This window comes from Streptomyces sp. NPDC006602 (assembly GCF_042870385.1).
GTDB lineage: Bacteria > Actinomycetota > Actinomycetes > Streptomycetales > Streptomycetaceae > Streptomyces.
Map to the genome: position 1 here is coordinate 22,826 of NZ_JBIAHG010000033.1, position 26,987 is coordinate 49,812.

Below are 26,987 nucleotides of genomic sequence, written 5' to 3' on the forward strand. Positions count from 1 at the left end.
GCACAGGGGAAAACAGGGGTGGGTGAAGCCTCAAGAGCGTACTTCGAGCAGCGGGACCAGCTGCTCGGCAGCGGTCATCGAACCGTGGTTGCCGACCATCGCCGACTCCTTGGGCTCCCGCTGCGAGGCGATGATGAGCACGTCGTCACGGGCGGCGGCGACCACGTCGCCGAGACGGCCGTACACCCGCGGGTCGATCTGGTCGGGCCGGCCGAACCAGCCCGCCTCGATCGCCTCGTCCCGGGAGGCGATCCAGAACTGCTCGCCGAGGACCTCGCGCCAGCAGGTCAGGACGTCGTTCTCGGCGCCCGGCACCGCATAGACATGGCGGGCGCGGCCCTCGCCGCCCAGCAGGGCGACCCCGGCGCGCAGCTCCCAGTCATCATCGAAATCGATGCGGTGCTGCTCGTCGAAGGGGACGTCGATCATGCCGTGGTCGGCGGTGACGTAGAGGGTCGTGTTCGGCGGCAGTTGCTCGGCGAGCCGCTGGACCAGCCGGTCGACGTACATGAGCTGGCCGCGCCAGTTGTCCGAGTCGAGACCGAAGCGGTGGCCGGCACCGTCGAGTTCGGCATAGTACGTGTAGACCAGGGAGCGGTCGGCGGCAGCCAGTTGCTGGGCCGCCAGATCCACCCGGTCCTCGCCGGACAGGCGCCCGAGGAAGCTGCCGCCGCTGAGCGCGACCTTGGTCAGCGGGGTGTTCTCGAAGGTCGGGGACGACACCTGGGCGGCGTGCACCCCCGCCTCGTGGGCCAACTGGAAGACCGTCGGGTACGGCTGCCAGACCTTCGGCGAGGTCCAGGGCTGCCAGCGCAGCTGGTTCATCAGCTCGCCGGTGTCCGGATTGCGCACGGTGTAGCCGGGCAGGCCGTGGGTGCCGGGCGGGCGGCCGGTGCCGACGGAGGCGAGGGAGGTGGCGGTGGTGGCGGGGAACGCGGCGGTGAGGGGCCGGCCGGTGCCGCCGCGCGAGGTGCCGAGGAGCGCGGTCATGAAGGGCGCCTCGTCCGGGTGCGCCCTCAGCTGTTCCCAGCCGAGGCCGTCGATCAGGAACACGCAGTTCCGGTCGGCGGCCGTCAGCTCCGGGATGGCGGCGGTCATGCCGGGTACGGCCATGCCCGCGGCCAGCGTGGGCAGCAGGTCGGCGAGAGAGCCGGTGCCGTACTCGGGGGCGGGCGCGGAGGCGGGGGCGAGCGGCTGCGGGTGGTGGTCCCAGGCCGAGGCGGGCTGTGCCATCAGCGGGTGACGTCCGCGGTCGCCTCGGAGATGGCCTGCGCGAAGACGAGGGCCTGGCGCACCGTCTCCGGGCCGTCTCCGGCCTCGCTCACACGCAGGCTCAGGTCGTCCGCCGTCGAGCTGCCGGTGTAGCCGTGATCGGCCTCGCAGTTGGGGTCGCCGCAGGCGGCGGGCTCCAGGTCGAGGCGGGAGACGGCGCCCCAGCCGATGGTCAGCACAACCTCGCGGGGCGGGGTGCCCGGCACGTACTGCTCCGGGTTGGCGACCACGCGGCTGATCACGACCGAGGAGATCCGGCCGAGCTTCACGGATTCGGTGGAGGTGGTGGCGTAGGGCGTCGGGGAGGTGGTGTCCGCGGCCTGCTCGTCGGTGTGGCTGACGATGAAGCGGCTGTCGGTGAGGACGAGGACGGTCACATGCCGCCGCACCTCGTTCTGGTCGAACGTGGTCTCCTGATGGACCAGGTACGACCGGATGGTGTCGCCGCCCACGGCGGCCTCCACCGCCTCGGCCACGAGGGCCGGGTAGTAGCCGCTGCGCTCGATCGCCGCTCGCAGCCCCTGGGTCGTCGTACTGGTCTTGGCCATGACGTCCATCCTACGGGGACCTACTGACTGCGAGGCACGCTCACGGCGGTCTCCGTCTGTCGCGGTGCACCTCAGTACGACCTCAGTACGCCGGAAGCGTCCTCGGACCGAGGTCGTCGCGGGCCGGCGGCGGCGCGAGCCGCACGGATGCGCCGAGGACGCTCAGACCGCGTGGGGCGACGACGACCGGCTCCAGGGTGACCGCGACGACCTCCGGGTGGTCGTCGACCAGCCGCGACACGCGCAGCAGCAGCTCCTCCAGCGCCGGGGTGTCGACGGGGGTCGAGCCGCGCCAGCCGAACAGGAGCGGAGCCGTCCGGATCGACCGGACCAGCGAGGTCGCCTCCCGGTCGGTGACCGGAACCAGCCGGTGCGCCATGTCCCCGAGCAGCTGCGAGGCGGCTCCGGCGAGCCCGAACGACAGTACGGCGCCCGCCGCCGGGTCGATGACGGCCCTGACAACGGTGTCCACACCGCGGGGTGCCATTCCCTGCACCACCGGCCGCAGCTCCTCCGGCTTCCCGAACAGCTCGGTCAACTCGGCGTACGCGCGGCGCAGTTGCTCCTCGTCCGCGAGATCCAGGCGGACGCCGCCCAGGTCGGCGCGGTGGCGCAGGTGCGGGGCGGTGGCCTTGAGGGCGACCGGGTAGCCGAGGGTGCGGGCGGCGGCGACGGCGTCCTCGGGGGTGGCCGCGGGCAGCGCACGGTGGACGTCGACGCCGTACCTCGCGAGCAGCTCGCAGGTCTCCTCGGTGCCGAGGGTGAGGCCCTGCCCGCGCGCGAGGAGCCCTCCGATCAGCTCGGCGGCCCCCTTCTCGTCGATGTCCTCGTACTCGGGGACCCTGCCGGGCTCGGTGGCGTCCCGCCGCCACTGGGCGTACTTGACGGCTTCGCCGAGGGCGCGGACAGCTCGTTCGGCGGCCGGATAGGCGGGGATGAGACGGGAGCAGTTCTCGGGGGCGGACGCGTCGTCCGCCGCCTTCGTGGCCAGTCGGTCCAACGCGCGGAACGGGTGGTCGCGGCCGACAGCGGCGGACGTCGGCGAACTCGCCTGGGGTGCGGTGCTCGCCGCGGCCGACAACGCCGCCGCCAGCCCTCCGAGCTCCACGTGCACCACCAGGACGGGCTTTCCCGGTACTCGCTCCGCCGCCGATCTCAACGCCTCCGCCAACGCCGCGTCCCCGGGATACCCCTCCCCCACCGCCGGAATCGCGGTGACCACGACGGCGTCGCACGCGTCGTCGGCCAACGCCCGGGACAACGCCCCGTGGAAGTCCTCCGGCGACGCCGCCGTCGTCAGGTCCAGCGGCGGCAGCGGCCTGAGCCCCTCGGCGAGACACGCGTCGTACGTCAGCAGCCCCAGCGACTCGGAGTTGCCGAGGATCGCCACCCGCGGCCCCGCCGGCAGCGGCTGGCGCGCGAGCAGCAGCCCCGCGTCGACCAGCTCGGTGATCGTGTCGACCCGGATCACCCCGGCCTGCCGCAGCAGCGCGGACACGGTGGCGTGCGGCAGCCGCGTCGCCCGTACGGCATGCCCCTGCGGCGCCGCACCCCCGTGCCGCGCCCCCTGTACGACGACCAGCGGCTTCGCGGCCGCCGTACGGCGTGCGAGCCGCGTGAACTTGCGCGGATTGCCGATGGACTCCAGGTACATCAGCACGACGTCGGTGTCGGGGTCGTCGTACCAGTACTGGAGTACGTCGTTGCCGGAGACGTCCGCCCGGTTGCCGGAGGAGACGAACGTGGACACGCCGGTCACCCCGGTGACCCCGCCTCCGCGCCGGTGCAGCCGGGACAGCAGGGCGATGCCGATCGCGCCGGACTGGGCGAACAGGCCGATCCGGCCGGGCCGGGGCGCCTCGGGCGCGAGCGAGGCGTTCAGCCGGACCTCCGGGGAGGTGTTGATGATCCCGAACGCGTTCGGCCCGATGATCCGCATGCCGTACGCGCGCGCGTGGCGGACGAGTTCACGCTGGCGCTCGCGTCCCTCGGGCCCGCCCTCGGCGTACCCGGCGGAGAGCACGACCAGACCCTGCACCCCGTGCAGGCCGCATTCCTCGACGACCTCGGGGACGTGCTCCACGGGGACGGCGACCACCGCAAGGTCGACGGGCCCGTCGATGTCCCGCACCGACCGGTGGGCGGGCACCCCGCCGAGTTCCTTCTGCGCCTCGGGGAGGGCCTTGTTCACGGCATGGAGCCGGCCGGTGAACCCGGCGTCCCTGATGTTCTCGAGGACGCTGCGGCCCACGCCGCCGGGGGTGCGGCCGGCCCCGATCACGGCGACGGACCCGGGCATGAGCAGCCGCTGCACGGACCGCGCCTCGGCGCGCTGTTCGCGCGCGTACTGCACGGCGAGCGAACGGTCCGTCGGTTCCAGGTCGAACTCCAGGCGTACGACGCCGTCCTCGAAGCTGCGCTTCTGGGTGTACCCGGCGTCCGTGAACACCTTGATCATCTTGTTGTTGGCGGGCAGTACCTCGGCGGCGAACCGCCGGATACCCCGCTCGCGCGCGACGGCCCCGATGTGTTCGAGGAGGGCGGAGGCCACTCCGCGTCCCTGGTGGGCGTCCTGCACGAGGAAGGCGACCTCCGCCTCGTCGGCGGGGGACGAGGCGGGCACGCCATCGGGGCCGATGCGGTCGTAGCGTACGGTGGCGATGAACTCGCCGCCGATGGTGGCCGCGAGTCCCACCCGGTCCACAAAGTCGTGGTGCGTGAAGCGGTGGACGTCCTTGGCGGACAGACGAGGGTAGGGCGCGAAGAAGCGGTAGTACTTCGACTCGTCCGAGACCTGCTCGTAGAAGCTGACGAGGCGATCGGCGTCATCAACGGTGATGGGCCGGATGCGCGCGGTACCCCCGTCGCGCAGCACCACGTCGGCTTCCCAGTGGGCGGGGTACTCGTGCCGGTCCGACGAGGTCTGCATGGGCCCCAGAGTACGGCTCGCGTACGACAACGGCGCGAGGCAGTCTGTGGAGGACGTCAGCCGGACCGAGGCCGCGGTTCGGCGGCAGCGCGGGGCGGGACGAAGGACCGCTCCGGGCATGCTTCATGATATGGGAAACTGGTCTAGACAACCTGATACATCGAAGGGCAGCATCACATGGCTGAGCGCCGCGTCAACGTCGGCTGGGCCGAGGGTCTCCACGCCCGCCCCGCTTCCATCTTCGTCCGGGCCGCCACGGCCGCAGGCATCCCGGTGACGATCTCCAAGGCCGACGGCAACCCCGTCAACGCGGCCTCCATGCTGGCCGTCCTCGGTCTGGGCGCCCAGGGCGGCGAGGAGATCGTCCTCGCCTCCGAGGCCGAGGGCGCCGACGTGGCCCTCGACCGTCTGGCGAAGCTGGTCTCCGAGGGTCTCGAGGAACTCCCCGAAACCGTCTGAGCACGCAATTGACGTTTGCCGCGAAGGGCTCGCCCGAATTATCGGGCGAGCCCTTCGCATTTCCCGCTCACGGGCAGCAGAAATAATCCCCCGCGAATTATCCCCTCTTTGTATACGGTGCCTGTGTTAATGCCGCAGGCCCGTCATGTTTACGGGATGTTGCGAGTTCCTCACACGGTCCGGCCGATCCCCGCCGCCGGTGAATCGCAGCCGGTGCGCCGCCGTCGCGCGCTCCGTGTGCAGCGCCGTGAGCGCCCGCGCGCGTTCGCCGTCGCCGCGCGCCACCGCGTCCACGATCCCGCCGTGCTCCGCCCACGACTCCACGGGGTTGGCCGGCGCCTCCACCGCGTACATCCATGCGATCTTGTGGCGCAGCTGGGTCAGCATCGAGGTCATCGCGGCACTGCCCGAGGCCTGCGCGAGCGTCTCGTGGAACCATGCCCCCAGGGAGCGCAGATCCTCACTGTTGCCCCGCCTGGCACGCTCCTGGCCCAGCCGGACCAGGCCGCGCAGCACCTTGAGATGGGCCTCGGTCCGCCGCTGGGCGGCCCGGGAGGCGCCGAGCGGCTCCAGGAGCATGCGCATCTCCAGCAGGTCGGCGCCCTCCTGTTCGGTGGGTTCCGCGACGCACGCGCCCGCGTGCCGCCGGGTCACCACGAAGCCCTCCGCCTCCAGCGTGCGCAGGGCCTCCCGGACGGGGACGCGCGAGACGCCGTAGCGGCGCGCGAGCAGTTCCTCGGTGAGTCGGCTGCCGCGCTCGTAGACACCCGCGACGATGTCGTCCCGGATCGCCGTGCATACCGAGTGCGCCGGAATACGCATGACCGACCTCCGCTTTAATCCCCGTGAAACGTCGACGATTGACGTGTGTTCAGTGACTCTATTGCAATCAGCGGGAATTTCCGATGGCGGGCCGGAATCCATGGATATTTTTTGGACAGACGGTCGTCCCAAACGCCGAAAGCCCCGGCTGGGGGAGCCGGGGCTTCGGGATGCGGAGCCGTCTGTCGTCAGACGATGCCGGGACGCACGCGTGGGTCGTTCGCGGGCGCGAGCGTCAGACGTTCACACCGTGCGAGCGGAGGTAGGCGACGGGGTCGATGTCCGAGCCGTACTCCGCGGTGGTGCGGGCCTCGAAGTGGAGGTGCGGCCCGGTGACGTTGCCGGTGGCGCCGGAGAGGCCTATCTGCTGCCCCGGGGTGACCGTCTGGCCGACGGAGACGCCGATGGAGGACAGGTGGCCGTACTGGGTGTACGTGCCGTCGTTCATCTTGATCACGACGTTGTTCCCGTACGACCCGCCCCAGCCGGCCTCGACGACCGTGCCGGAGCCGACCGCGTGGACGGAGGTGCCGCTCGCTGCGTGGAAGTCGACGCCGGTGTGGCTGCCGGAGGACCAGACGGCGCCGCCGGACTTGTAGCCGGTCGAGATGTACGAGCCGGAGACGGGGGCGACGAAGGCGTTGAGGATCTTGCGCTCGGCCTCCCGGGCGGCGCGCTCCTTGGCCTCGCGGGCCTGCTTGGCCTCGGCGACCGCCTTCTTGGCCTCGGCGGCAGCCTGCTTGCGCGCGGCCTCCTCGGCCTTCTTCCGCGCCTCGGCCTGCTCGGCGGCCTGCTTCTGGGCGGCGGCCTGGGCGTCGATCTGGTCGGCGATCGAGTTGTCGGTGCTGATGACGGGGATGAGACCGGTCTGCTCGGCGGCCGGTTCGGCGGCGAGCGCCGGGGCGGCCAGGGTGCCGATGACGCCGGTGGTGGTCAGCGCCGCCACGCCCGCCGCACGGGCGGTGGTGCGCTTCATCCGGCTGGGACGACGGTGCTTCCCGGTGGCGCAGGTGAACGCCATGTGGTGGCTGGTCCTTTCCTTCCTTCTCGCCTACCGGGTTAGCTGACGGGTTCGGAGCAGGAAGGTCTCCTACGGGCCCCCTCGCGGTGCGCGCGGGCGTCCGATTCACCCCAGGGACTTGTGGTGTGGGTCCCCGGCTCCCCTGGCTCGCGCCATGTGGGGACTCGGCGATGACTGTCCGGTGCCGCGGGTGCGGCGCACTGCCTGACGAACAGCCCGCATGACGCTAAACGCGGCAACTTTCAATCCCCAAACGGATCACGGCTTTTGTAGCGCATGCCACAGGGCAGACAGGCAACCTCTCCCTCAATTCGGACATGGAGGGGCCCTGGTGACTCTCCGGTCACCAGGGCCCCTGGGCGCGCCTACGCCCACCGCGCTACGCGCGCGTGCGCCTACTCCGCCGAGACGACGGTGACTTCGCCGATGCCGAGGGCCTCGACGGGCTCCCTGATCTGCGCCGCGTCCCCGACGAGGATCGTCACCAGCCGGTCGACCGGGAAGGCGCTCACGACCGCCGCGGTGGCCTCCACGGTGCCGGTCGCGGCGAGCTGCTGGTACAGCGTCGCCTGGAAGTCGTCCGGCAGGTGCTGCTCGACCTGGTCGGCCAGCGTGCTCGCCACGGCCGCCGCGGTCTCGTACTTCAGCGGTGCCACCCCGACGAGGTTCTGCACGGCGATGTCACGCTCGGCGTCGGTGAGCCCTCCGGCGGCGAGGGTGCGCAGCACTGTCCACAGGTCGTCGAGTGCTGGACCGGTGTTCGGGGTGTCGACGGAGCCGCTGATGGCGAGCATCGCGGCGCCGGTGCCGTCCGGCGCGGAGCGCATGACCTGCCCGAACGCCCGCACGCCGTAGGTGTAACCCTTCTCCTCCCGCAGGACGCGGTCCAGGCGGGAGGTGAGGGTGCCGCCCAGACAGTAGGTGCCGAGCACCTGCGCGGGCCACACGCGGTCGTGCCGGTCTGGGCCGATACGGCCGATCAGCAGCTGCGTCTGGACGGCTCCGGGGCGGTCCACGATGACGACCCTGCCGGTGTCGTCGGCGGTCACCGGCGGCACGGGACGGGGCTGGGCCGCGGAACCGGTCCAGGAGCCGAGCGTGTCTCCGAGCAGCGCGTCGAGGTCGATGCCGGTGAGGTCGCCGACGACCACCACGGTGGCGGTGGCGGGGCGGACGTGCTTCTCGTAGAAGCCGCGCACGGCCGAGGAGTCGATGTTCTCGACCGTCTCCTCGGTGCCCTGGCGCGGGCGCGACATGCGCGAGGTGGCCGGGAAGAGCTCCTTGGAGAGCTCCTTGGCGGCACGCCGGGACGGGTTGGCCAGCTCGTGCGGGATCTCGTCCAGGCGGTTGCGCACCAGTCGCTCGACCTCGCTGTCCGCGAACGCGGGCGCCCTGAGGGCGTCGGACAGCAGGCCCAGCGCCTTGGCCAGGCGCGAGACCGGGACCTCCAGGGACAGCCGTACGCCGGGGTGGTCGGCGTGCGAGTCGAGGGTGGCGCCGCAGCGCTCCAGCTCGGCGGCGAACTCCTCGGCGGAGTGCTTGTCGGTGCCCTCGGAGAAGGCCCGCGCCATGATCGTGGCGACGCCGTCCAGGCCGGCCGGTTCGGCCTCCAGCGGTGCGTCCAGGAGCACCTCCACGGCGACGACCTGCTGGCCGGGCCGGTGGCAGCGCAGCACGGTCAGGCCGTTGTCGAGCGTCCCGCGCTCGGGCGCCGGGAAGGCCCAGGGCCTGGCCTCTCCCGCCTGGGGCTGGGGGTGGAATTCCATCGTGGCGAGCTCGGTCACCGGGCCGCCTCCTCGTTCTCGTCCTGGTCGGCGGGGGTTTCGGGGGCGATCGGCTCGTAGACGAGCACCGCGCGGTTGTCGGGGCGCAGGCGGGCCTTGGCGATCTCCTGGACCTCCTCGGCCGTCACGTCAAGGACGCGCTGTACGGCGGTCAGGGCGAGCTGCGGGTCGCCGAACAGCACCGCGTACCGGCACAGTTCGTCGGCGCGGCCCGCGACCGTGCCGAGCCGGTCCAGCCATTCGCGCTCCAACTGGGCCTGGGCGCGCTCCATTTCCTCTGCCGTGGGGCCCTCCTCGGCGAACCGGGCGAGCTCCTCGTCGATGGCGGCCTCGATGACCGGCACCTTGACGTCACCGGAGGTCTTCACGTCCAGCCAGCCCAGGGAGGGCGCTCCGGCCAGCCGCAGCAGACCGAAGCCGGCCGCCACCGCCGTACGGTCGCGCCGTACGAGCCGGTTGTAGAGGCGGGACGACTCGCCGCCGCCGAGGACGGTGAGCGCCAGGTCGACCGCGTCGCACGCGCGCGTGCCGTCCTCCGGGAGCCGGTAGGCGGCCATCAAGGCGCGCGCGGGCACCTCCTCCTCGACGATCTCCCGCAGCTGCTCACCGATGATCTCGGGCAGCGAGCCGTCGCGGGGCACGGGCTTCCCGTCGTGCGGCGCGATGGACCCGAAGTACTTCTCGATCCAGGCGAGCGTCTGCTCCGGGTCGATGTCGCCGACGACCGACAGGACGGCGTTGCCCGGCGCGTAGTACGTGCGGAAGAACGCGCGCGCGTCCTCCAGGGTGGCCGCGTCCAGGTCGGCCATCGAGCCGATCGGGGTGTGGTGGTAGGGGTGGCCCTCCGGGTAAGCCAGGGCGGTCAGTTTCTCGAACGCCGTGCCGTAGGGGACGTTGTCGTAGCGCTGCCGGCGCTCGTTCTTGACGACGTCCCGCTGGTTCTCCATGGACTCGTCGTCGAGGGCGGCCAGCAGCGAGCCCATGCGGTCGGCCTCCAGCCAGAGTGCGAGCTCCAGCTGGTGGGTGGGCATGGTCTCGAAGTAGTTGGTGCGCTCGAAGCTGGTCGTGCCGTTGAGCGACCCGCCTGCGCCCTGGACCAGCTCGAAGTGGCCGTTGCCCTTGACCTGGCCGGATCCCTGGAACATAAGGTGCTCGAAGAGGTGAGCCAGGCCGGTACGACCCTTGACTTCGTGGCGCGAGCCGACGTCGTACCAGAGGCACACCGCCGCGACGGGGGTCAGATGGTCCTCGGAGAGCACCACGCGCAGGCCGTTGGCCAGGCGGTGCTCGGTCGCTGTCAGTCCGCCGGAGCCTGCCTGGGCTGTGGCCGTGTGACCCATGGGCATGTACGTCCCTTCGATCGCGGTCGCGGTCGCTGAAACCGCGGTTTTCCTGCCGGTCCTGCCACTGTATGCAAGCGTGCGGGCGGTCGGCGAAGTTCCCGGACGACGTACGCCGTGAGCGAGATCGCGTAGCCTGCGGGCAACCGCGGTCAGGCGCCCGCCCGCACCCGGCGGGGGCGGCCGACAGCGGCCCCTGGCCCGCACTGTCAGTCCCGCGGTCCACAATGGTCCGCGTCAGTCCCGTTCACGCTTCAGCACGAGTGAGCCGAAGGGACGCGTCGGTGTCGAGAGGTCGAGCACGCCAAGGCCCGAAGGGCTGAGCACGGCCGGGCTCTCGTCACCGACGCGAACGCCCCGTAGGCGAACTACCAGAAACAGGAGGAGCCGGCAGCGATGGCCCGCCGCAGCACGAAGACCCCGCCGCCCGACGACTCGTACGAGGAGAAGATCCTCGACATCGACGTCGTCGACGAGATGCAGGGCTCCTTCCTCGAGTACGCGTACTCGGTCATCTACTCCCGCGCCCTGCCGGACGCCCGTGACGGCCTCAAGCCGGTGCACCGCCGCATCGTCTACCAGATGAACGAGATGGGGCTGCGCCCCGACCGCGGCTACGTGAAGTGCGCCCGTGTCGTCGGCGAGGTGATGGGCAAGCTGCACCCGCACGGCGACGCGTCGATCTACGACGCCCTGGTGCGCATGGCCCAGCCCTTCTCGATGCGTGTCCCGCTGGTCGACGGCCACGGCAACTTCGGCTCGCTGGGCAATGACGACCCGCCGGCCGCCATGCGGTACACCGAGTGCCGCCAGGCCGAGGCGACGAGCCTGATGACCGAGTCGATCGACGAGGACACGGTCGACTTCAACCCCAACTACGACGGCCAGGAGCAGGAGCCGGTGGCGCTGCCGGCCGCCTTCCCGAACCTCCTGGTGAACGGGGCGTCGGGCATCGCGGTCGGCATGGCCACGAACATGCCGCCGCACAACCTGGCCGAGGTCATCGCGGCCGCCCGCCACCTGATCCGCTACCCGAACGCGGACCTCGAGGCCCTGATGCGGCACGTCCCGGGCCCCGACCTGCCCACCGGCGGCCGCATCGTCGGCCTCTCCGGCATCCGGGACGCGTACGAGACCGGCCGCGGCACCTTCAAGATCCGCGCGACGGTGGCCGTGGACAACGTGACGGCGCGCCGCAAGGGCCTGGTCGTCACCGAGCTGCCCTTCACGGTCGGCCCCGAGAAGGTCATCGCCAAGATCAAGGACCTGGTCGGCTCGAAGAAGCTGCAGGGCATCGCCGACGTCAAGGACCTCACCGACCGGGCGCACGGCCTGCGCCTGGTCATCGAGATCAAGAACGGCTTCGTGCCGGAGGCGGTCCTGGAGCAGCTCTACAAGCTGACGCCCATGGAAGAGTCCTTCGGCGTCAACAACGTGGCACTGGTGGACGGCCAGCCCCTCACCCTCGGCCTCAAGGAACTCCTGGAGGTCTACCTCGACCACCGCTTCGAGGTCGTGCGCCGCCGCAGCGAGTTCCGCCGCACCAAGAAGCGCGACCGTCTGCACCTGGTCGAGGGCCTGCTCACCGCCCTGATCGACATCGACGAGGTCATCCGCCTCATCCGCTCCAGCGACAACTCCGCCGAGGCCAAGCAGCGCCTGATCGAGCGCTTCTCGCTGAGCGAGATCCAGACCCAGTACATCCTGGACACGCCGCTGCGCCGCCTGACCAGGTTCGACCGCATCGAGCTGGAGTCGGAGAAGGACCGGCTGAACGCGGAGATCGCGGAGCTGACCCGGATCCTCGACTCGGACTCCGAGCTGCGCAAGCTGGTCTCCGCCGAACTGGCCGCGGTGTCGAAGAAGTTCGGCACCGAGCGGCGTACGGTCCTGCTGGAGTCGGCGGGTGCCCCGGCGGCCGCCGTGCCGCTCCAGGTGGCCGACGACCCCTGCCGCGTGCTCCTGTCCTCCACGGGGCTGCTGGCCCGCACGGCGAACGGCGAGCCGTTCCCGGAGGACGCCGACGCCCGGCGCACCAAGCACGACGTGATCGTCTCGGCGGTGCCGGCCACCGCGCGCGGCGAGGTGGGCGTGGTCACGTCCTCCGGGCGCCTGCTCCGGGTGAACGTCGTCGACCTGCCCCAGCTCCCGGACACCGCGTCCGCGCCGAACCTCTCGGGCGGCGCACCGGTGGCGGAGTTCGTCCCTCTGGAGGGCGACGAGACGGTGATCTGTCTGACCACGCTCGACGAGTCCTCCCCCGGTCTGGCGATCGGCACCGAGCAGGGCGTCGTCAAGCGCGTGGTCCCCGACTATCCGACCAACAAGGGCGAGCTGGAGGTCATCAGCCTCAAGGAGGGCGACCGGATCGTCGGCGCCGTGGAGCTGCGCACCGGCGAGGAAGACCTGGTCTTCATCACGGACGACGCGCAGCTGCTGCGTTACCAGGCCTCCCAGGTCCGCCCCCAGGGCCGCCCGGCCGGCGGCATGACGGGCGTCAAGCTCACCGAGGGCGCGAAGGTGATCTCCTTCACGGCCGTCGACCCTGCCGCGGAAGCGGTGGTGTTCACGGTCGCTGGCTCGCGCGGCACGCTGGACGACTCCGTCCAGACCACGGCCAAGCTCACCCCGTTCGACCAGTATCCACGCAAGGGCCGCGCCACCGGCGGCGTCCGCTGCCAGCGCTTCCTCAAGGGCGAGGACTGTCTGTCCCTGGCCTGGGCGGGCCCCGTCCCGGCGAAGGCGGCGCAGAAGAACGGCACCCCGGCCGACCTCCCGGAGATGGACCCGCGCCGCGACGGCTCGGGCGTGTCGCTGCCGAAGACGGTGTCGGTGGTGGCGGGTCCGGTCTAAGCCTCCTCCGGGTTCTCTTCGTCCGGTTCCCGTACGTAGCGCAGAACGCCCCACATGCCGTGCTCGTCGGCGTGTGGGGCGTCGCTCTTGCACGCCTGAAGCTCCTTGCCGAGGGCGGGCGCGTCGATGCCGGAGCCGATGAGCACCAGCTGGGTGAGGCGGGCGTCGGCGGATGTCCAGGGCTCCGGGTAGAAGCGCAGGAACCGCCCGACGGCATGCACGCCGTAACGGTTCCCGGAGTCGTTCGGCCCGAAGTCGACGTACCCCTTGATCCGGTACAGGCCATCGGGCCTGCTGTCGAGGAACTGCATCAACGGCCGCGGGTCGAGGGGCACTTCGGAGACGAAGGACAGGCTGTCGTAGCCGCTGTGCAGGTGCTGGTCGTGGCTGTCGCCCTCCGCGTGATCGTGCAGGTCGTCGAAGGACAGCTGCCCGAGGCGCTCCTCCCCGGGCCGGCAGTCGAAGAGGAACTCGGGGTCGACGCGGCCGTGGCGGGCGGGCACGACGGCGGCCCGGTCGACGAGGGACCGGACCAGATCGAGGACTCCCTCGCCGTCGGCGGCCCGGTCGAGCTTGTTGACGACGACGAGGTCGGCGAGGCCGAGGTGCCGGTCGATCTCGGGATGCCGCGCGCGGGTGTCACCGAACTCGGCGGCGTCGACGACCTCGACCAGCCCGCCGTACACGATCCCCGGATGCTCGCTGGCGAGCACCATGCGCACGAGTTCCTGGGGTTCGGCGAGCCCGCTGGCCTCGATCACGATGACGTCGATACCGAGGGACGGCCGCGCGAGCCGCTCCAGGTACTCGTCCAGCTCACTGGCGTCCACGGCACAGCACAGACACCCGTTGCCGAGGGAGACCGTGGAGTCGCCGAGAGCGCCGGCGACGGCCATCGCGTCGATCTCGACGGCCCCGAAGTCGTTGACGACGGCGCCGATACGGCTGCCTCCGCTGCGGTGGAGGAGGTGGTTGAGCAGCGTGGTCTTGCCGGAGCCCAGGAAGCCGGCGAGCACGACGACCGGGATCTGGCGCGGCCCAGTTCTCCCGGTCGGACTCGGACCCGGACGCGTGCCTGCGCTGGTCTGCGGGCTCGGCTGGCTCAACGTGCGACCTCTCTCACGCCGACGCGCGCACCGGCTCACGGCCCGGCGCACGTACGAGGATTGAATGCCGACCCAGGATACGAGCCGGAAGAATCGCGGTGAAGTGAACGATTGTCAGCAGCACTTGCGGGGCAGACGTTGGGGAAGGCGCCGGACTGTGCGACCCTCGCTTCCCTCCGTGCGCCTCCTCTCCGCCTCCCCGCCGATCAGAGCCGCTCGGCACTCTGGGAGGCGGCAAGCGCCGCCCTCCGCTCGCCGGTCCCCTCCAGTCGACCCGCACTCCGACGACCGGCGGACGGCCGCCTGATTCGGGGGTTGACATGGCCACACAAGCCTTTGGGGTACGCGGACTTCGATCCGCTGTTGCGGCGGGGCTCGGCATGGCGGCCGGTGCCCTCGTCGCCATGGCCGCACATCGCCAGGCAGTCGCGTCCCTGTGCGTACGCCTGGAACACGTAGAGAGGGCCGCACGTGCCCAGCAACACACCAACCTGGCCAATCAGCAGCGTATGCACTGGGAACTGCTGAGCAAAGCCATGGACGATTCCCAACTTGCCGAAGTCCTCGATCTGTACGAGGTGCCGGTGTCGCCCAAGCAGCGACGCCAATACATCTTCGCCAACGCCCTGTACACGAACCTGCTTTTCTACTACCGCATCGGCAACCTCAGTCGCGACGAGTTCTTCAAGCACGCCCGAGGCATCTTCCAGAGTCCGATCGTGAGGGAGTACTGGTACTCCACTCGGCAACAGCGCGCAAGCATCTCCGATACCGATGAGGCGGAGCTCGGACTGATGGTCGACGAGCTCCTGCGTCAAATGGAGGAAGCGGACACCGAGGAGTGGTGGGTGATAGGAGAGCCGCCAGACGCATGACGTAAACTCCCACCCCCTGATCACCCCCAGGCAGGGATCGCACCTGCGGGCGTTACGGATCAAGAACCGGCGCGTTCTTCCAGGTGTCAGGGGGTTGGCCGCTGCGCGACCGCGCGAGGAGTCGACCACCGCAAGGAACCGTCGCTCGAAGCCGCCCGACGATCGAAGCCTGCCCTACAGGGACGCCGACGCACCGGGCCGCAGAAGTGCGCAGGCGCTCGCGCCTTGAGACCAAAGGAAATCGACAGTGGGTCAGATCACCCGCCGCCTCGGCGTGCCTCCCTGTGAGAGAGGCAGCACATCCAGTGCGACTTGCCCGGATATCTTCGAATTGGCGGATGGAAACTTTGCCATTATCGGAACAGATGCGACTGACTCACTGGATGCACAACTGCCCGCCGATGCCGCTCGCGCCAACTACGAGCGCATTGTCGTCATCACTCGCGAAACCCTGATCAAGGCCAAGAGCGACATTCCCGACGTATAGCGGTAAAACGCAGCCACTCAGACGTCTCGCCATTACGCCCCACGCGGGCTCGGTCACACTTGGTACCGAGCCCGCTTTCTCTTTCGCCCGAGCATTCGCCCACCCCGGGAGTACGTGATGCCGCCTGCCTCCACTCGCCACTCTGTCGCCAAGCTGTCAGCCGCTGCGGCACTCGGAACGGTACTGGTCGGCGCCGCTTCGATAGTCGTCGCCGGCTGGCTGATCGATGGTGTCGAGTGGGTCGAAGGCAGCAGGCGGTCAGCCGCGGAACGCAGTTCCATCGGAGACTACTTCAGCGGCGTCAGCACCTTGTTCTCCGGACTGGCGCTCTTGCTGCTCGTCGCCACGCTGCTGTTCCAACAGCGCGAGCTACGCCTCCAGCGCGAGGAACTTATGCTGCAACGAGAAGAGTTGACGGCATCACGCGACGAACTCCGCCGCGCTGCGGAGGCGGATCTGCGCGGGCTCCACCTGCAGATGACCCAGATGGCAATGGCCGACCCCTCACTGGCGGAAGTGTGGAACGACCTACCGACCGACTCCCCCACCACACTGCGGCAGGACCTGTTCGCCAATCTCACCTTCAGCCACTACGTCCTGCTGTACAGCTGGGGCGCCCTGTCCGAGGCAGAACTCCTTGCCTACGGGGACAGCCTGTTGCGCAGCCCGGCGTTCCGGCGCTACTGGAACACGACCCGCCCCAGCAAGGTCAACCTGCCTCCGGAGAGTTCGGAGGGGCGCGTGTTCCGCCTCTTCGAGCAGGCTCTGGCCGAGCGTGACCCGAGTGCGCCTCCAGCCACACGGTGACACAACGCCCGACACTCACGCCACGCTCGGCACCGCCACCGGCGCCCCCGGCCCCACATACCGTGCCACCGGCCTGATGATCTTCGAGTCCGCCGCCTGTTCCAGGATGTTGGCGCTCCAGCCCACCACGCGCGCCGCCGCGAACGTCGGCGTGAACATCTGGCGTGGAAGGCCGCACAGTTCCATGACCACGCCCGCGTAGAACTCGACGTTGGTGTGCAGTTCCCGGCCCGGCTTCAGTTCGCTGAGGATCCGCTCGACGTGGCGCTCGACCTCGACGGCGAAGTCGACGCGCGGACCGCCGAACCGCTGCGCGACCTCGCGGAGCATCCGGGATCGGGGATCCTCCGTGCGGTAGATCGCATGACCGAAGCCCATGATGCGGTCACCGGCCAGGACCCGCTCGCGAATCCAGGAGTCAATGCGGTCGGGCGTCCCGATCGCGTCCAGAGTGTCCAGCGCACGACTGGGCGCACCCCCGTGCAGCGGTCCGGACAACGCCCCCACCGCCCCCACGAGACACGCGGCCACATCGGCACCGGTCGATGCGACGACCCGGGCCGTGAAGGTTGATGCATTGAAGCCGTGATCAATGGTCGAAATCAAGTACTGCTCGACCGCCCGGGCCCGCGCCGGCTCCGGCTGCGAACCCGTCAGCATGTAGAGGTAGTTCGCCGCGTACGACAGGTCATCGCGCGGCTCCACCGGCTCGAGCCCCACACCCAGCCGGTACAGCGCCGTGAGCAGCGTCGGTACGGCCGCCGCCGCGACGACGGTGTCCTCGCGACGCCGGTCCGCGTCGAGGTCGTACACCGGGCGGAAGCCCTTCGCCGAGCCGAGCAGCGACAGCGCGGTGCGCATCCCGGCGAGCGGACCGGAGCCCGCGCCGGCCGCGGCGATGGCGGGCAGCGCGGCCCGCACCTCGGCGGGCAGCCGTCGCAGTGCGGCGGTCTCGGCGGCGAAGTCGGCCCCGCGTGTGGCGTCGGGCAGTTGGCCGTGGATCAGGAGATGCCAGACGTCCTCGAAGCTCCGGGTCTGCGCGAGTTCGACGGCCGAGTACTGGCGGTAGTGATAAAAGCCCTCGCGTCCCCGCACGTCACCGATCTCGGTGTCGGTGACGACGACGCCCGCGAGTCCCCGCGGTACGTCGACCAGAGCGGTCGCGGAACTGTTGACAGTCATGATTTCCTCCCTCGACTTGATTCGACTGTCTATGATTGACTGATTTGCTGTCAATATTGATTGAGTCAATACAAGGGAATCAACCTCAGATCAATGAACCGAGCTGCGGATACGGTGACGTCTTATGCGCGATCAAGAACCCCTCCCCGACCACGCGGGACAGCGGCTGAGCACCAAGGAGGCCGCCGAGCTGCTGGGCGTGAAGCCCGAGACCGTGTACGCCTACGTGAGCCGCGGTCAGCTCACCAGCCGCCGCGTGCCCGGCGGCCGGGGCAGCACCTTCGACGCCAAAGAGGTCGAGGCGCTGGCCCGGCGCAACAGGAGGGACAACGGCGGGAGTTCCGGCTCCGGAGGCGAACTCTCCGTGCGGACGCGCATCACGTTGATCGAGGCGGACCGGTACTACTTCCGGGGCGTCGACGCGACCGAACTGGCCGCACGGCACTCCTACGAAGAGGTCGCCGAGTGGCTGTGGACCGGACGGTCCCGCCCCGGTGCCACTTTCACGGCGCCCGAGGCCGCGGTCGCCGTCGCCCGGCGTGCCGTGGACGCGCTGCCCGAACACGCCGCTCCCACCGACCGGTTGCGGGTCGCGGCGATCGCCGCCGCAGCCGCGGATCCGCTGCGCTTCGACCTCTCCGAGGAGGCCGTGCTGGGCACCGCGCGCGTGCTCATCCCCACGTTGGTCGCCGCCCTGCCGCCGGTCCTGCACGACCAGGGCGACGGCGGGCCCCTGGCCCACCGGCTGTGGACGCGGCTCAGCGGCCGGCCCGCCGACGAGGCCTCTCTGCGCGCCCTGGACACCGCGCTCGCTCTGCTCGTCGACCACGACCTCGCCGCCTCGACCCTCGCCGTGCGCGTCGCCGCGTCGGCCCGTGCGCATGCCTACGCGGCCGTCTCCGCCGGGCTCGGCGTGATCGAGGGCCCCCTGCACGGCGCAGCCAGCGGGCTCGCCCACAAGCTGCTGCTCGACGTGCTCGACCAAGGCAGCGCGGTCCCCGTCATCGCGGACGAACTGCGGGCCGGCCGCCGCATCCCGGGGCTCGGCCATCGCCTCTACCCCGCCGAGGACCCACGCGCGCGTGCCCTGTTCGGCCTCCTGGAACAGATCCCCAAGGCCGAACCCGCCTTGGCCGCGGCCCACGACATCGCGGCCACCGCCGCCCGCCACGCTCCCCTGCACGCCAACGTCGACCTGGCCCTCGCCGTCCTCACCGCCTCCTCCGGCATGCCCGCCACGGCGGGCGAGACGATCTTCGCGGTGGCCCGTACGGCGGGCTGGATCGCCCACGCCCTGGAGGAGTACGGGGAGCGTCCCCTGCGCATGCGTCCGAGCGGCCACTATGTCGGTCCGCGGCCGCCGCAGCCCCTCCCGGAGTAGGAACATGGGCCCGGCCGGAAGTCGCCCTGCCAAAGTCAGGTTAGGCTCACCTCTGTGAGTACGTGCTCAACCGTCTCCCAGGAGCTCGACGAGCCCACTTCCGGGACCGCGGCCACGGCGAGGACCTGGTTGCTGCTGGAGCAGCCCGGTCCCTGGGGTGCCAAGGCGCTCACTTCGAGCCACCTGGACCCCGCGCTGGGCCGCGCCCTCGAGGCGGCCGCGAAAGGCACCGACGTACGCGTCGCGCTGATCCGCCGCCCGGGGCGGCACGCCGACAGCGGCACACCCACCACCCGGCACGTGTATGCCGCGCACACCCTGCCCGGCAACGCATGGCTGCACGCCGCCACCACCTGCGACCCGCGACAGCTGCTCGACCTCGACTTCGCCGCGCTCGGCAGGGGCGACCACAGCAGCTTCGACACGGCGCTCGACGGGCGACCCCATACCGGCGAGCCGCTCGCCCTCGTCTGCACCAACGGCAAGCGCGACCGCTGCTGCGCACTCCTGGGCCGCCCGCTCGCCGCCGAGTTGGACGCGTCCGGCGTCGGGGGCGCCTGGGAAGTCACCCATCTGGGTGGTCATCGCTTCTCCCCGACGCTGCTCGTCCTGCCGTACGGATACGCCTACGGCCGGGCCGAGGCCCATGCCGTCAAGGAGGTCCTGCACAGCGTCAAGGAGGGACGGATCGTCGTGGAGGGGTGCCGCGGGAACTCGGCCTGGGAGCGGCCCGGCCAGGCGGCCGAGCTGGCCGTGCGCACGGCCAGCGGCGAGTACGCGGCACAGGCCCTCGCCGTCGTCCGCACGGTGGGCGTGGCGCCGCGCTGGGAGGTGACCGTCGCGCACGCCGACGGACGGAGCTGGCGTGTCGTCGTGGCCCAGGGCGCGTCCCCGACGCCCCGCGCCGAGAGCTGCGGAGCGTCGGTGCTCGGCTCACCCGCGCGGATGGACGTGGTGGCGGTGCGCGAGGTGACGGGGACGACGGCGCTCGCGAGCTGAGGCTCACGCATCGGCTTGACAGCGTCTCCTCCGGCCAGGCGTCATCCACACATCTCACATATTGATCAAGTAATCCACGGACACCCCCTGCGGCAGCCGAGGCGCATCCACGTACCGTCATGGGTATGAGCCGCACTCCCCCCGCCCGCCGCCTGCGTCTCGGCCTGCCGCGACGCGTGTTCTCGCAGGTGCTGCTGATGCAGCTGGCGATCGCCGCGGGAGTCGCGGTGCTCGCGACCGGACTGTTCCTCGCCCCGCTCGGCGACCAGCTGGACGACCAGGCGATGCGCCGCGCGCTCGCGATCGCGCAGACCACCGCCGCCGAGCCGCGGATCGCCGATGAGGTCAAGAACACGCCTCCGACGGCCGACGGGCCGGTCCAGAGGGCTGCGGAGCGGATCCGCGAGACCACCAGGGCCGAGTACGTCGTCGTGATGGACTGGCGGGGCGTGCGCTGGTCGCACCCGACCGCCGACCAGGTCGGCAGGATCGTCTCGACCGACCCCGGCCAGGCCCTCGCCGGCAAGGAGGTCATGGAGATCGACAGCGGCACCCTGGGCCGCTCCGCCCGCGGCAAGGTGCCGCTGCGGGACAGCGACGGCGACATCGTCGGCGCGGTCTCGGTCGGCATCGCCTACGACAGCGTGCGGGCGCGGCTGATCCACGCGATCCCGGGGCTGTTCGCATACGCCGGCGGCGCGCTGGCCGTCGGCGCCCTGGCCGCCTGGCTGATCTCCCGCCGAGTCCACCGCCAGACCCGGGACCTTGCCTTCTCGGACATCTCGGGCCTGCTCGCCGAGCGCGAGGCCATGCTGCACGGCATCCGGGAGGGCGTCGTCGCCCTGGACCGCACCGGCCGCGTCCGCCTGCTCAACGACGAGGCGCAGCGCCTGCTGGGCATCGGGGACGAGGTGGTCGGCCGCTCCCCCGACGAGGCGCTCGGCGAGGGCCGTACGGCCGACGTCCTCGCGGGCCGGGTGACGGGCACCGACCTGCTCACCGTGCGCGGCCAGCGTGTCCTGGTCGCCAACCGCATGCCCACCGACGACGGCGGTGCCGTCGCCACCCTGCGCGACCGCACCGAACTGGAGCAGCTGGGCCGCGAACTCGACTCCACGCGCGGCCTGATCGACGCCCTGCGCGCCCAGGATCATGAGCACGCCAACCGCATGCACACGCTCCTCGGACTCCTCGAACTGGAGATGTACGACGACGCCGTGGAGTTCGTCGGCGAGGTGGTCGGCGACCACCGTGCCACCGCCGAGCAGGTCACCGAGAAGATCCAGGACCCCCTGCTCGCCGCCCTGCTGGTCGGCAAGGCGACCGTCGCGGCCGAGCGCGGGGTTGCCCTGTGGGTCTCTGACCGGACCCGGCTGCCGGACCGGCTGGTCGACCCCGGTGGGCTGGTCACGATCCTCGGCAACCTGGTGGACAACGCGCTGGACGCCGTCGCGGGCACACCGCACGCGCGCGTGGAGGTCGAATTGCGCGCGGAGGGGCGCACCGCGGTTCTCAGGGTGCGAGACACAGGGCCCGGAATCCCGGTGGAGCACCGCGAGCTGGTCTTCACCGACGGCTGGTCCACGAAGAAGCCGCCGGCCCACCGGAACCGCGGCATCGGACTCTCCCTGGTGCGCAGGCTCGCCGAGCGCCAGGGTGGCAGCGCCACGGTCGGCGAGGCGGGCGGCGGGGGCGCGGAGTTCACTGTCGTCCTGCCCGACGCCCTGGCCGAGCCGGAACCGGCCCTCACCGCCCCGCAGGCCCATCCGTCCGCCACCGAGGAGGAGTCCCGATGATCGAGGTCCTGGTCGTGGACGACGACCTCCGGGTCGCGCGGGTCAACGCCGCCTACGTCGAGAAGGTGCCGGGCTTCCATGTGGCCGGCGAGGCGCACACCGCGGCGGAGGCGCTGAGCCAGTTGGAGGCGCTGCCCCAGGTCGACCTGATCCTCCTGGACCACTACCTGCCCGATGCGACCGGTCTCACGGTCGTCCAGGAGATGCGCCGACGCGGCCACCAGACCGACGTGATCATGGTGACGGCGGCGCGGGACGTCTCAACCGTGCAGGCGGCGATGCGGCAGGGCGCGCTGCAGTACCTGGTGAAGCCGTTCGCGTTCGCGGGCCTGCGCGCCAAGCTGGAGGCGTACGCACAGTTGCGCCGCACCCTGGACGGCGGCGGCGAGGCGGAACAGGCCGAGGTGGACCGCATCTTCGGCGCCCTGTCCACACCGTCGGATCCCGCACTTCCCAAGGGCCACTCCCCCACCACCGCGGAACTCGTGCGCCGCTCCCTCATGAACGCCGAAGGCCCCCTGTCGGCCCAGGAGATCGCCGAACGCACCGGAGTGAGCCGCCAGACCGCCCAGCGCTATCTGAAGCTCCTGGAACGCACGGGACGGGCCAGACTCACCCTCAAGTACGGCGACGCGGGCCGCCCGGAACACCGCTACGTGTGGGCGACCCGCACCTGAGTGCACGGACCGGTGGGCCGCCGCTGTGTGCGGATGAGGCCCATGTCGTACGACGCTGACGGCGCCGCCCCTCACACGGCCCCCGCCCCCGTCAGCGACCGCACCTCGGTCTCCGCGTGTTTGGCCTCGTCGGGTAGTTCGGCCGAGGTGACCGTACCGAGCCAGCCCGCGACGAAGCCCAGCGGGATCGAGACGAGGCCGGGGTTCTCCAGCGGGAAATACTGGAAGTCGACGCCCGGGAGCAGTGATGCGGGGCTGCCCGACACCACCGGCGACAGCACCACGAGCACGAGGGCCGGGATCAGCCCGCCGTAGACGGCCCACACGGCGCCGCGGGTGGTGAAGCCGCGCCAGAACAGCGAGTAGAGCAGCACGGGCAGATTGGCGGACGCGGCTACGGCGAAGGCGAGGCCCACGAGGAACGCCACGTTCAGATCGCGCGCCAGCAGACCCAGGGCGATCGCGACCACCCCGATGCCGACGGCGGCGGCGCGGGCGACGGCCACTTCGCTGCGTGGCTTGGCGTGTGGGCGACGGAGTGAGGCGTACAGGTCATGGGCGACGGACGCTGAGGATGCAAGCGTGATCCCGGCGACCACAGCGAGGATCGTGGCGAAGGCGACAGCGGCGACGATCGCGAAGAGAACCGTTCCTCCCGTGGAGTCCGTGCCGCCGCCCAGGTCGAGTGCCAGTAGCGGAACCGCAGTGTTCCCGGCCGCGTTCGATCCCCGTACCGCCTCCGGCCCCACGATCGCCGCCGCGCCGAACCCGAGGACGATCGTCATCAGGTAGAAGCCGCCGATGAGTCCGATCGACCACACGACCGAGCGGCGGGCGGCCCGCGCGGTGGGCACGGTGTAGAAGCGGGACAGAATGTGCGGCAGCCCGGCCGTGCCCAGCACCAGCGCGAGGCCCAGGCTGATGAAGTCGAGGCGGGCGGTCCAGTCCCCGCCGTACTTCAGGCCGGGTGCCAGGAACGATTCACCGTGACCGCTGCGCTCCGCCGCCGTGAGCAGCAGCTGGTCGAAGTCACCGTGGAACCGCACCAGGACGAGCACGGTCAGCGTGACGGTGCCCGCCAGCAGCAGGACCGCCTTCACGATCTGGATCCAGGTGGTGGCCCGCATCCCTCCCAACGACACATAGATCACCATGAGCGCGCCGACCCCGACGACCGTCCAGGTCTGCGCCGCCCCGCTGGTGCCTCCGAGCAGCAGCGCGACCAGACTGCCCGCTCCCACCATCTGCGCCACCAGATACAGAACGGACACCGTGACCGAGGAGGTTCCCGCCGCGATCCGCACAGGCCGCTCGCTCATCCGGGCCGCGACCACGTCGGCGAGCGTGAAGCGCCCGCAGTTGCGCACCAGTTCGGCGACGAGGAACAGCACGACGAGCCAGGCCACGAGGAAGCCCACCGAGTACAGCAGCCCGTCGTAGCCGTAGAGGGCGATCAGTCCGGAGATACCGAGGAAGGAGGCGGCCGACATGTAGTCACCCGCGATGGCAAAACCATTCTCCATCGGCGAGAAGAGCCGACCGCCCGCGTAGAACTCCTCAGCCGAACCGTGCCGGTGACGGCTCACCCATGTCGTGATTCCCAGTGTGACGGCGACGAACACACTGAACAGAAGCAACGCCAGCGTCTGATGGTCCTCAGTCATGACACACCACCCCGGATGCCACGCGTCAGTTCCTGGGTGTCCCATCGCAGTTCGAGCGCGGCCCGGTCCCGGCGTAGCCGCGCGTGCCGCGCGTACGCCCAGGTGAACAGGAAGGTCGTGAGGAACTGCCCCAGCCCTGCCAGCATCGCCACGTTCACGGCACCCGCCACGGGGCGCGCCATCAGCCCGGGCGCCGTCGTCGCGGTCACGACATAGGCGACGTACCAGACGAAGAACACGACGACCGCCGGCACCACGAACCTCCGATACCGACCGCGCACCTCCTGAAAAGCCGCGCTGCGCTGCACCTCCAGGTACACCTCGGCTGCGGCGACAGCGGATGCCTCCTGCTCCCGCCGCACCGGCGGCGCCCCGGGCTCGGGCGCGCCGGCACCACCCGACTCTCCCCAGCCGGCGGCCAGTGCGTCGTACCAGGGGTCGTCGTACCTCACCTGTCCGTGCCCCTCGGTGGGCGCCGGCTCATGACCGTCGTGGTTGTCGACCGAACTCTCGACACCACCGCCGCCTCCGCGGGGGCGACCGTTGCTTGACTGCATGCCCAAGGATGGACAGAACGGGAAGATCCCTGACTCTTCTTCCCCGCGCTCTTCACCCCATCAGGTGACTCACCCCCTCGGTGGCCGTACAAGCCCCTTCCCGTACGCGTAACGCACCGCCTGGGCACGATCCTTGAGGCCCGTCTTGGCGAAGAGGTTGTTGATGTGGGTCTTCACCGTCGCCGTGGAGACGTGCAACCGACGGGCGATCTCCTGATTGCTGAGGCCGTCGGCGATCAGCACCACCACCTCGGTCTCCCGGACGGTGAGCCCGTCCGGTGCCTCGGCGGGCGCAGCCGACACCAGCTCGGGTTCCGACAGTCTCTCCAGCAGCCGCCGTTGGATGCTCGGCGACAGGCCCGCGTCCCCGGACAGCACACTCCGCACGGCCCGCACGATCTCGTCACCTCCCGCGTCCTTGGTCAGGTAGCCGCGCGCCCCCGCCCGCAGGGCCGGGAACAGCGAATCGTCGTCCGCGTACGTCGTCAGCACCACCACCTGCGTCCCGGGATGCTCCGCCCGGATACGGCGGGTCGCCTCCACCCCGTCGCAGCGGGGCATGCGCAGATCCATCAGCACCACGTCCGGAGCGAGTTCGGCAACGAGCTTCACCGCCTCGTACCCGTCCCCCGCGGCTCCGACGACCTCGATTCCGGGCAGCAGCCCCAGCAACATCACGATGCCCTCTCGGACCACCGTCTGGTCGTCAACGACCAGCACCCGCGCCGCCTCGTCCCCCGGCCCCTCTGTCATACGGGCACCTGCAACGTCACCACGAACCCCTCCTTGTCCGGCCCGGCCTCCAGCGAACCGCCCAGCAACTCGGCACGCTCCCGCATGCCCAGAAGACCGTACCCGGCACCGCTCCCGCCGAGCTCGCCCGGCGAACCGCCCGAGTCCCGCACGGCCAGCGTCACTTGATGGTCGCCGTACTCGAGCCTCACCTGCACCTTCGCCCCCGGCGCATGCTTGCGGACGTTGGTCAGGGCCTCCTGGGCGACCCTGCGCACCGCCTGTGACGCCTCGGCCGGCAGAGGTCTGCGCTCACCCGAAATGGTGGCCTCGGCACCGTCGGCCGTGCCGACGAGCTGGGACAGGAAGTCCTCCAGCGGAGTCAGTTCACCGCGCAGGGCCGACAGCGACTGCCGGGTCTCGGCGAGGCCGTCGCGGGCCATGCCCCGTGCCGCCACCACCCTCTCGAGGATCTGCTCCCGGTCGGCCCCGCCCTCGATGAGCAAGCGGGCCGCCTCCAGGTGCACGAGCTGCGCCGAGAGACTGTGGGCCAGCACGTCATGGATCTCCCGTGCGATACGCGCCCGCTCCGCGAGTGCCGCCGACTCCGCCTCGGCCGCCCGCGCGGCACGCTCCTGGGCGAGCAGCCGCTGGGCGTTGCCGCGGGCCTCGGCATCCAGCCGCAGGACGTATCCGGAAAGGGCGAGCCCCGCCGTCGTGACCGCGGTGGTCAGCCAGGGGTCGTCATTGACCGCGGCGTACGACGTGAGGGCGACCGCGGTCACCGGCAAGGCGGCCACGAGGGGCAGCCGCTCCAGTGCGGTGATGGCACACCCGCACCACAGGACAAGGGCGGGAACCCTGAAGTCGGCGGTCTGGGCGGCCACCGCGATTCCCAGGTGCACGGTGGTGAGGGCCAGGGAGGACCAGAGCCGGTGCGCGAGCGTGGTGCGATAGAGGACCCAGGCCACGAACGCTGCCAGCAGGACGGCCGCCGCGGCCCCGAACGCCGCCCAGCCGTGCACCTTGCTGCTGGTGAAGACGCCCCACAGGAGCATGCCCAGCACCAGGCCCCGCACCACCCACCCGATCAGGCGCCTGGGGCCCGAGGTCCCCCCGCGTCCAAGCGCCTCCCGGGAGGGCCAGCGTATCCAGACGTTCTCCGTCACACCTGTTCCTTCCAAGCGGGCTGGGACATGCGGTCACCGTAAGCCGTGCCGGGAAGAGCAGCCGGGTACGGGGATCGGGCCCGCCGGGCGAGCGTCCCGGAGCGGACGAGAAGTGTCGCCGCCAGGCCAAGGAGCAGGGCGGCGGAATCCTGGTGGAGGCCGAGCGCCGCGCCGAGCGCGAAGAGGCCGACCCGCACTCCGATGCCCACGACCCAGACCGCTCCGCTCGCCTTGGTGCTCCTGCTCCACACCGCACCACCGGGCTCCGCCCATATTCGGGTGGTCCAGGCCCAACCGGCTCCGATGGCGAGTCCCGTGAGCAACTCGGCGACGAGCAGGGCCACCGATGCCGTGTGGTGGTGGTCGTCGACCAGGTGCGGCTCGCGGAGCGCGACGACGGCCAGAACCGCGGGCAGGAGCCACCAGCGCCGCTCGGTGTCGATCCGGCTGGGGCGGAACTGCCGGACGACCACCAGGACGACCACGGCCACGATCATCAATGCGTCGACGAACCCGGGCATCAGAGA

At 70.9% G+C, this 26,987-nt stretch carries 23 protein-coding genes and 1 riboswitch; of the genes, 9 read left to right on the forward strand and 14 right to left on the reverse strand.

From position 1 onward, the window contains the following. Window positions 1-30: 30 nt before the first annotated feature. The 3 genes from ACFYO2_RS40990 to ACFYO2_RS41000 form a co-directional block, all read right to left on the reverse strand. Complete coding sequence (locus ACFYO2_RS40990; RefSeq protein WP_388360161.1) at window positions 31-1,233, reverse strand: alkaline phosphatase family protein; 1,203 nt, start codon at window positions 1,231-1,233, stop codon at window positions 31-33. Continuing rightward, window positions 1,233-1,820, reverse strand: coding sequence for a DUF5998 family protein (locus tag ACFYO2_RS40995; protein ID WP_388360165.1), 588 nt, complete (start codon window positions 1,818-1,820; stop codon window positions 1,233-1,235). Before ACFYO2_RS40995 ends, ACFYO2_RS40990 begins: the two co-directional genes overlap by 1 nt. An 82-nt stretch (window positions 1,821-1,902) precedes the next feature. After that, window positions 1,903-4,749 carry a GNAT family N-acetyltransferase gene (locus tag ACFYO2_RS41000; protein ID WP_388360168.1) on the reverse strand — a complete coding sequence of 949 codons (2,847 nt, stop codon included), beginning with the start codon at window positions 4,747-4,749 and terminating at the stop codon, window positions 1,903-1,905. Between the two features lie 177 nt (window positions 4,750-4,926). Between ACFYO2_RS41000 and ACFYO2_RS41005 the strand changes: the two genes are divergently transcribed. After that, a complete protein-coding gene (locus ACFYO2_RS41005; RefSeq protein WP_388360170.1) occupies window positions 4,927-5,208 on the forward strand; it encodes an HPr family phosphocarrier protein in 282 nt (93 codons plus the stop codon). A gap of 126 nt (window positions 5,209-5,334) precedes the next feature. Here the strand turns inward: ACFYO2_RS41005 and ACFYO2_RS41010 are convergent, their stop codons facing one another. The 4 genes from ACFYO2_RS41010 to ACFYO2_RS41025 form a co-directional block, all read right to left on the reverse strand. Beyond that, entirely contained in the window at window positions 5,335-6,030 is a 696-nt protein-coding gene (locus ACFYO2_RS41010) for a GntR family transcriptional regulator (RefSeq protein ID WP_388360173.1), read from the reverse strand. Window positions 6,031-6,265: 235 nt separating this feature from the next. Further along, window positions 6,266-7,051 carry a M23 family metallopeptidase gene (locus ACFYO2_RS41015; RefSeq protein WP_388360176.1) on the reverse strand — a complete coding sequence of 262 codons (786 nt, stop codon included), beginning with the start codon at window positions 7,049-7,051 and terminating at the stop codon, window positions 6,266-6,268. Between the two features lie 13 nt (window positions 7,052-7,064). Beyond that, a riboswitch (cyclic di-AMP (ydaO/yuaA leader) is annotated at window positions 7,065-7,231 on the reverse strand. Window positions 7,232-7,446: 215 nt separating this feature from the next. Beyond that, the gene (locus ACFYO2_RS41020; protein WP_388360179.1) at window positions 7,447-8,835 is read right to left on the reverse strand and encodes a M16 family metallopeptidase; all 1,389 of its coding nucleotides are present in this window, start codon (window positions 8,833-8,835) and stop codon (window positions 7,447-7,449) included. Beyond that, window positions 8,832-10,181 carry a M16 family metallopeptidase gene (locus ACFYO2_RS41025; protein WP_388360181.1) on the reverse strand — a complete coding sequence of 450 codons (1,350 nt, stop codon included), beginning with the start codon at window positions 10,179-10,181 and terminating at the stop codon, window positions 8,832-8,834. Before ACFYO2_RS41025 ends, ACFYO2_RS41020 begins: the two co-directional genes overlap by 4 nt. Window positions 10,182-10,571: 390 nt before the next feature. Between ACFYO2_RS41025 and ACFYO2_RS41030 the strand changes: the two genes are divergently transcribed. After that, window positions 10,572-13,028: a DNA topoisomerase (ATP-hydrolyzing) subunit A gene (locus ACFYO2_RS41030; protein WP_388360183.1), complete on the forward strand. Its 2,457-nt coding sequence runs from the start codon at window positions 10,572-10,574 to the stop codon at window positions 13,026-13,028. Here the strand turns inward: ACFYO2_RS41030 and ACFYO2_RS41035 are convergent. Beyond that, window positions 13,025-14,044 (reverse strand): CobW family GTP-binding protein, encoded by a 1,020-nt coding sequence (locus ACFYO2_RS41035; protein WP_388360186.1) that lies wholly within the window; start codon window positions 14,042-14,044, stop codon window positions 13,025-13,027. The two genes, ACFYO2_RS41030 and ACFYO2_RS41035, sit on opposite strands and share 4 nt — an antisense overlap. Window positions 14,045-14,454: 410 nt before the next feature. Between ACFYO2_RS41035 and ACFYO2_RS41040 the strand changes: the two genes are divergently transcribed. The 3 genes from ACFYO2_RS41040 (at window position 14,455) to ACFYO2_RS41050 (ending at window position 16,303) form a co-directional block, all read left to right on the forward strand. After that, the gene (locus ACFYO2_RS41040) at window positions 14,455-15,009 is read left to right on the forward strand and encodes a DUF6082 family protein (protein WP_388360189.1); all 555 of its coding nucleotides are present in this window, start codon (window positions 14,455-14,457) and stop codon (window positions 15,007-15,009) included. A 247-nt stretch (window positions 15,010-15,256) separates the two neighbouring features. Continuing rightward, the gene (locus tag ACFYO2_RS41045; protein WP_388360191.1) at window positions 15,257-15,496 is read left to right on the forward strand and encodes a hypothetical protein; all 240 of its coding nucleotides are present in this window, start codon (window positions 15,257-15,259) and stop codon (window positions 15,494-15,496) included. 117 nt (window positions 15,497-15,613) lie between these two features. Further along, entirely contained in the window at window positions 15,614-16,303 is a 690-nt protein-coding gene (locus tag ACFYO2_RS41050; protein WP_388360194.1) for a DUF6082 family protein, read from the forward strand. A 15-nt stretch (window positions 16,304-16,318) separates the two neighbouring features. Here the strand turns inward: ACFYO2_RS41050 and ACFYO2_RS41055 are convergent, their stop codons facing one another. Then, entirely contained in the window at window positions 16,319-17,485 is a 1,167-nt protein-coding gene (locus ACFYO2_RS41055) for a citrate synthase/methylcitrate synthase (RefSeq protein ID WP_388360197.1), read from the reverse strand. 124 nt (window positions 17,486-17,609) lie between these two features. Here ACFYO2_RS41055 and ACFYO2_RS41060 point away from each other — a divergent pair, with 124 nt between their 5' ends. From ACFYO2_RS41060 to ACFYO2_RS41075, 4 genes are all read left to right on the forward strand, one after another. Further along, window positions 17,610-18,866, forward strand: a complete 1,257-nt coding sequence (locus ACFYO2_RS41060) for a citrate synthase (protein ID WP_388360198.1) — start codon at window positions 17,610-17,612, stop codon at window positions 18,864-18,866. Between the two features lie 54 nt (window positions 18,867-18,920). After that, complete coding sequence (locus tag ACFYO2_RS41065) at window positions 18,921-19,865, forward strand: sucrase ferredoxin (RefSeq protein ID WP_388360200.1); 945 nt, start codon at window positions 18,921-18,923, stop codon at window positions 19,863-19,865. A gap of 125 nt (window positions 19,866-19,990) precedes the next feature. Then, the gene (locus ACFYO2_RS41070) at window positions 19,991-21,661 is read left to right on the forward strand and encodes an ATP-binding protein (RefSeq protein WP_388360202.1); all 1,671 of its coding nucleotides are present in this window, start codon (window positions 19,991-19,993) and stop codon (window positions 21,659-21,661) included. Continuing rightward, entirely contained in the window at window positions 21,658-22,338 is a 681-nt protein-coding gene (locus ACFYO2_RS41075) for a response regulator (protein ID WP_388360204.1), read from the forward strand. The genes ACFYO2_RS41070 and ACFYO2_RS41075 overlap by 4 nt, the downstream gene beginning before the upstream one ends. A 71-nt stretch (window positions 22,339-22,409) precedes the next feature. On the opposite strand, the gene ACFYO2_RS41080 is transcribed toward ACFYO2_RS41075, so the two are convergent. From ACFYO2_RS41080 to ACFYO2_RS41100, 5 genes are all read right to left on the reverse strand, one after another. Next, entirely contained in the window at window positions 22,410-24,002 is a 1,593-nt protein-coding gene (locus ACFYO2_RS41080; protein WP_388360207.1) for a cation acetate symporter, read from the reverse strand. Next, window positions 23,999-24,559, reverse strand: a complete 561-nt coding sequence (locus ACFYO2_RS41085) for a DUF485 domain-containing protein (protein ID WP_388360210.1) — start codon at window positions 24,557-24,559, stop codon at window positions 23,999-24,001. The genes ACFYO2_RS41080 and ACFYO2_RS41085 overlap by 4 nt, the downstream gene beginning before the upstream one ends. A gap of 69 nt (window positions 24,560-24,628) precedes the next feature. After that, window positions 24,629-25,312 carry a response regulator gene (locus ACFYO2_RS41090; RefSeq protein ID WP_388360212.1) on the reverse strand — a complete coding sequence of 228 codons (684 nt, stop codon included), beginning with the start codon at window positions 25,310-25,312 and terminating at the stop codon, window positions 24,629-24,631. After that, on the reverse strand, window positions 25,309-26,460 hold the full coding sequence (locus tag ACFYO2_RS41095) for a sensor histidine kinase (protein WP_388360214.1): 1,152 nt from the start codon (window positions 26,458-26,460) through the stop codon (window positions 25,309-25,311). The genes ACFYO2_RS41090 and ACFYO2_RS41095 overlap by 4 nt, the downstream gene beginning before the upstream one ends. Continuing rightward, complete coding sequence (locus ACFYO2_RS41100) at window positions 26,457-26,981, reverse strand: DUF1453 domain-containing protein (RefSeq protein WP_388360217.1); 525 nt, start codon at window positions 26,979-26,981, stop codon at window positions 26,457-26,459. The genes ACFYO2_RS41095 and ACFYO2_RS41100 overlap by 4 nt, the downstream gene beginning before the upstream one ends. Between the last annotated feature and the right edge of the window lie 6 nt (window positions 26,982-26,987).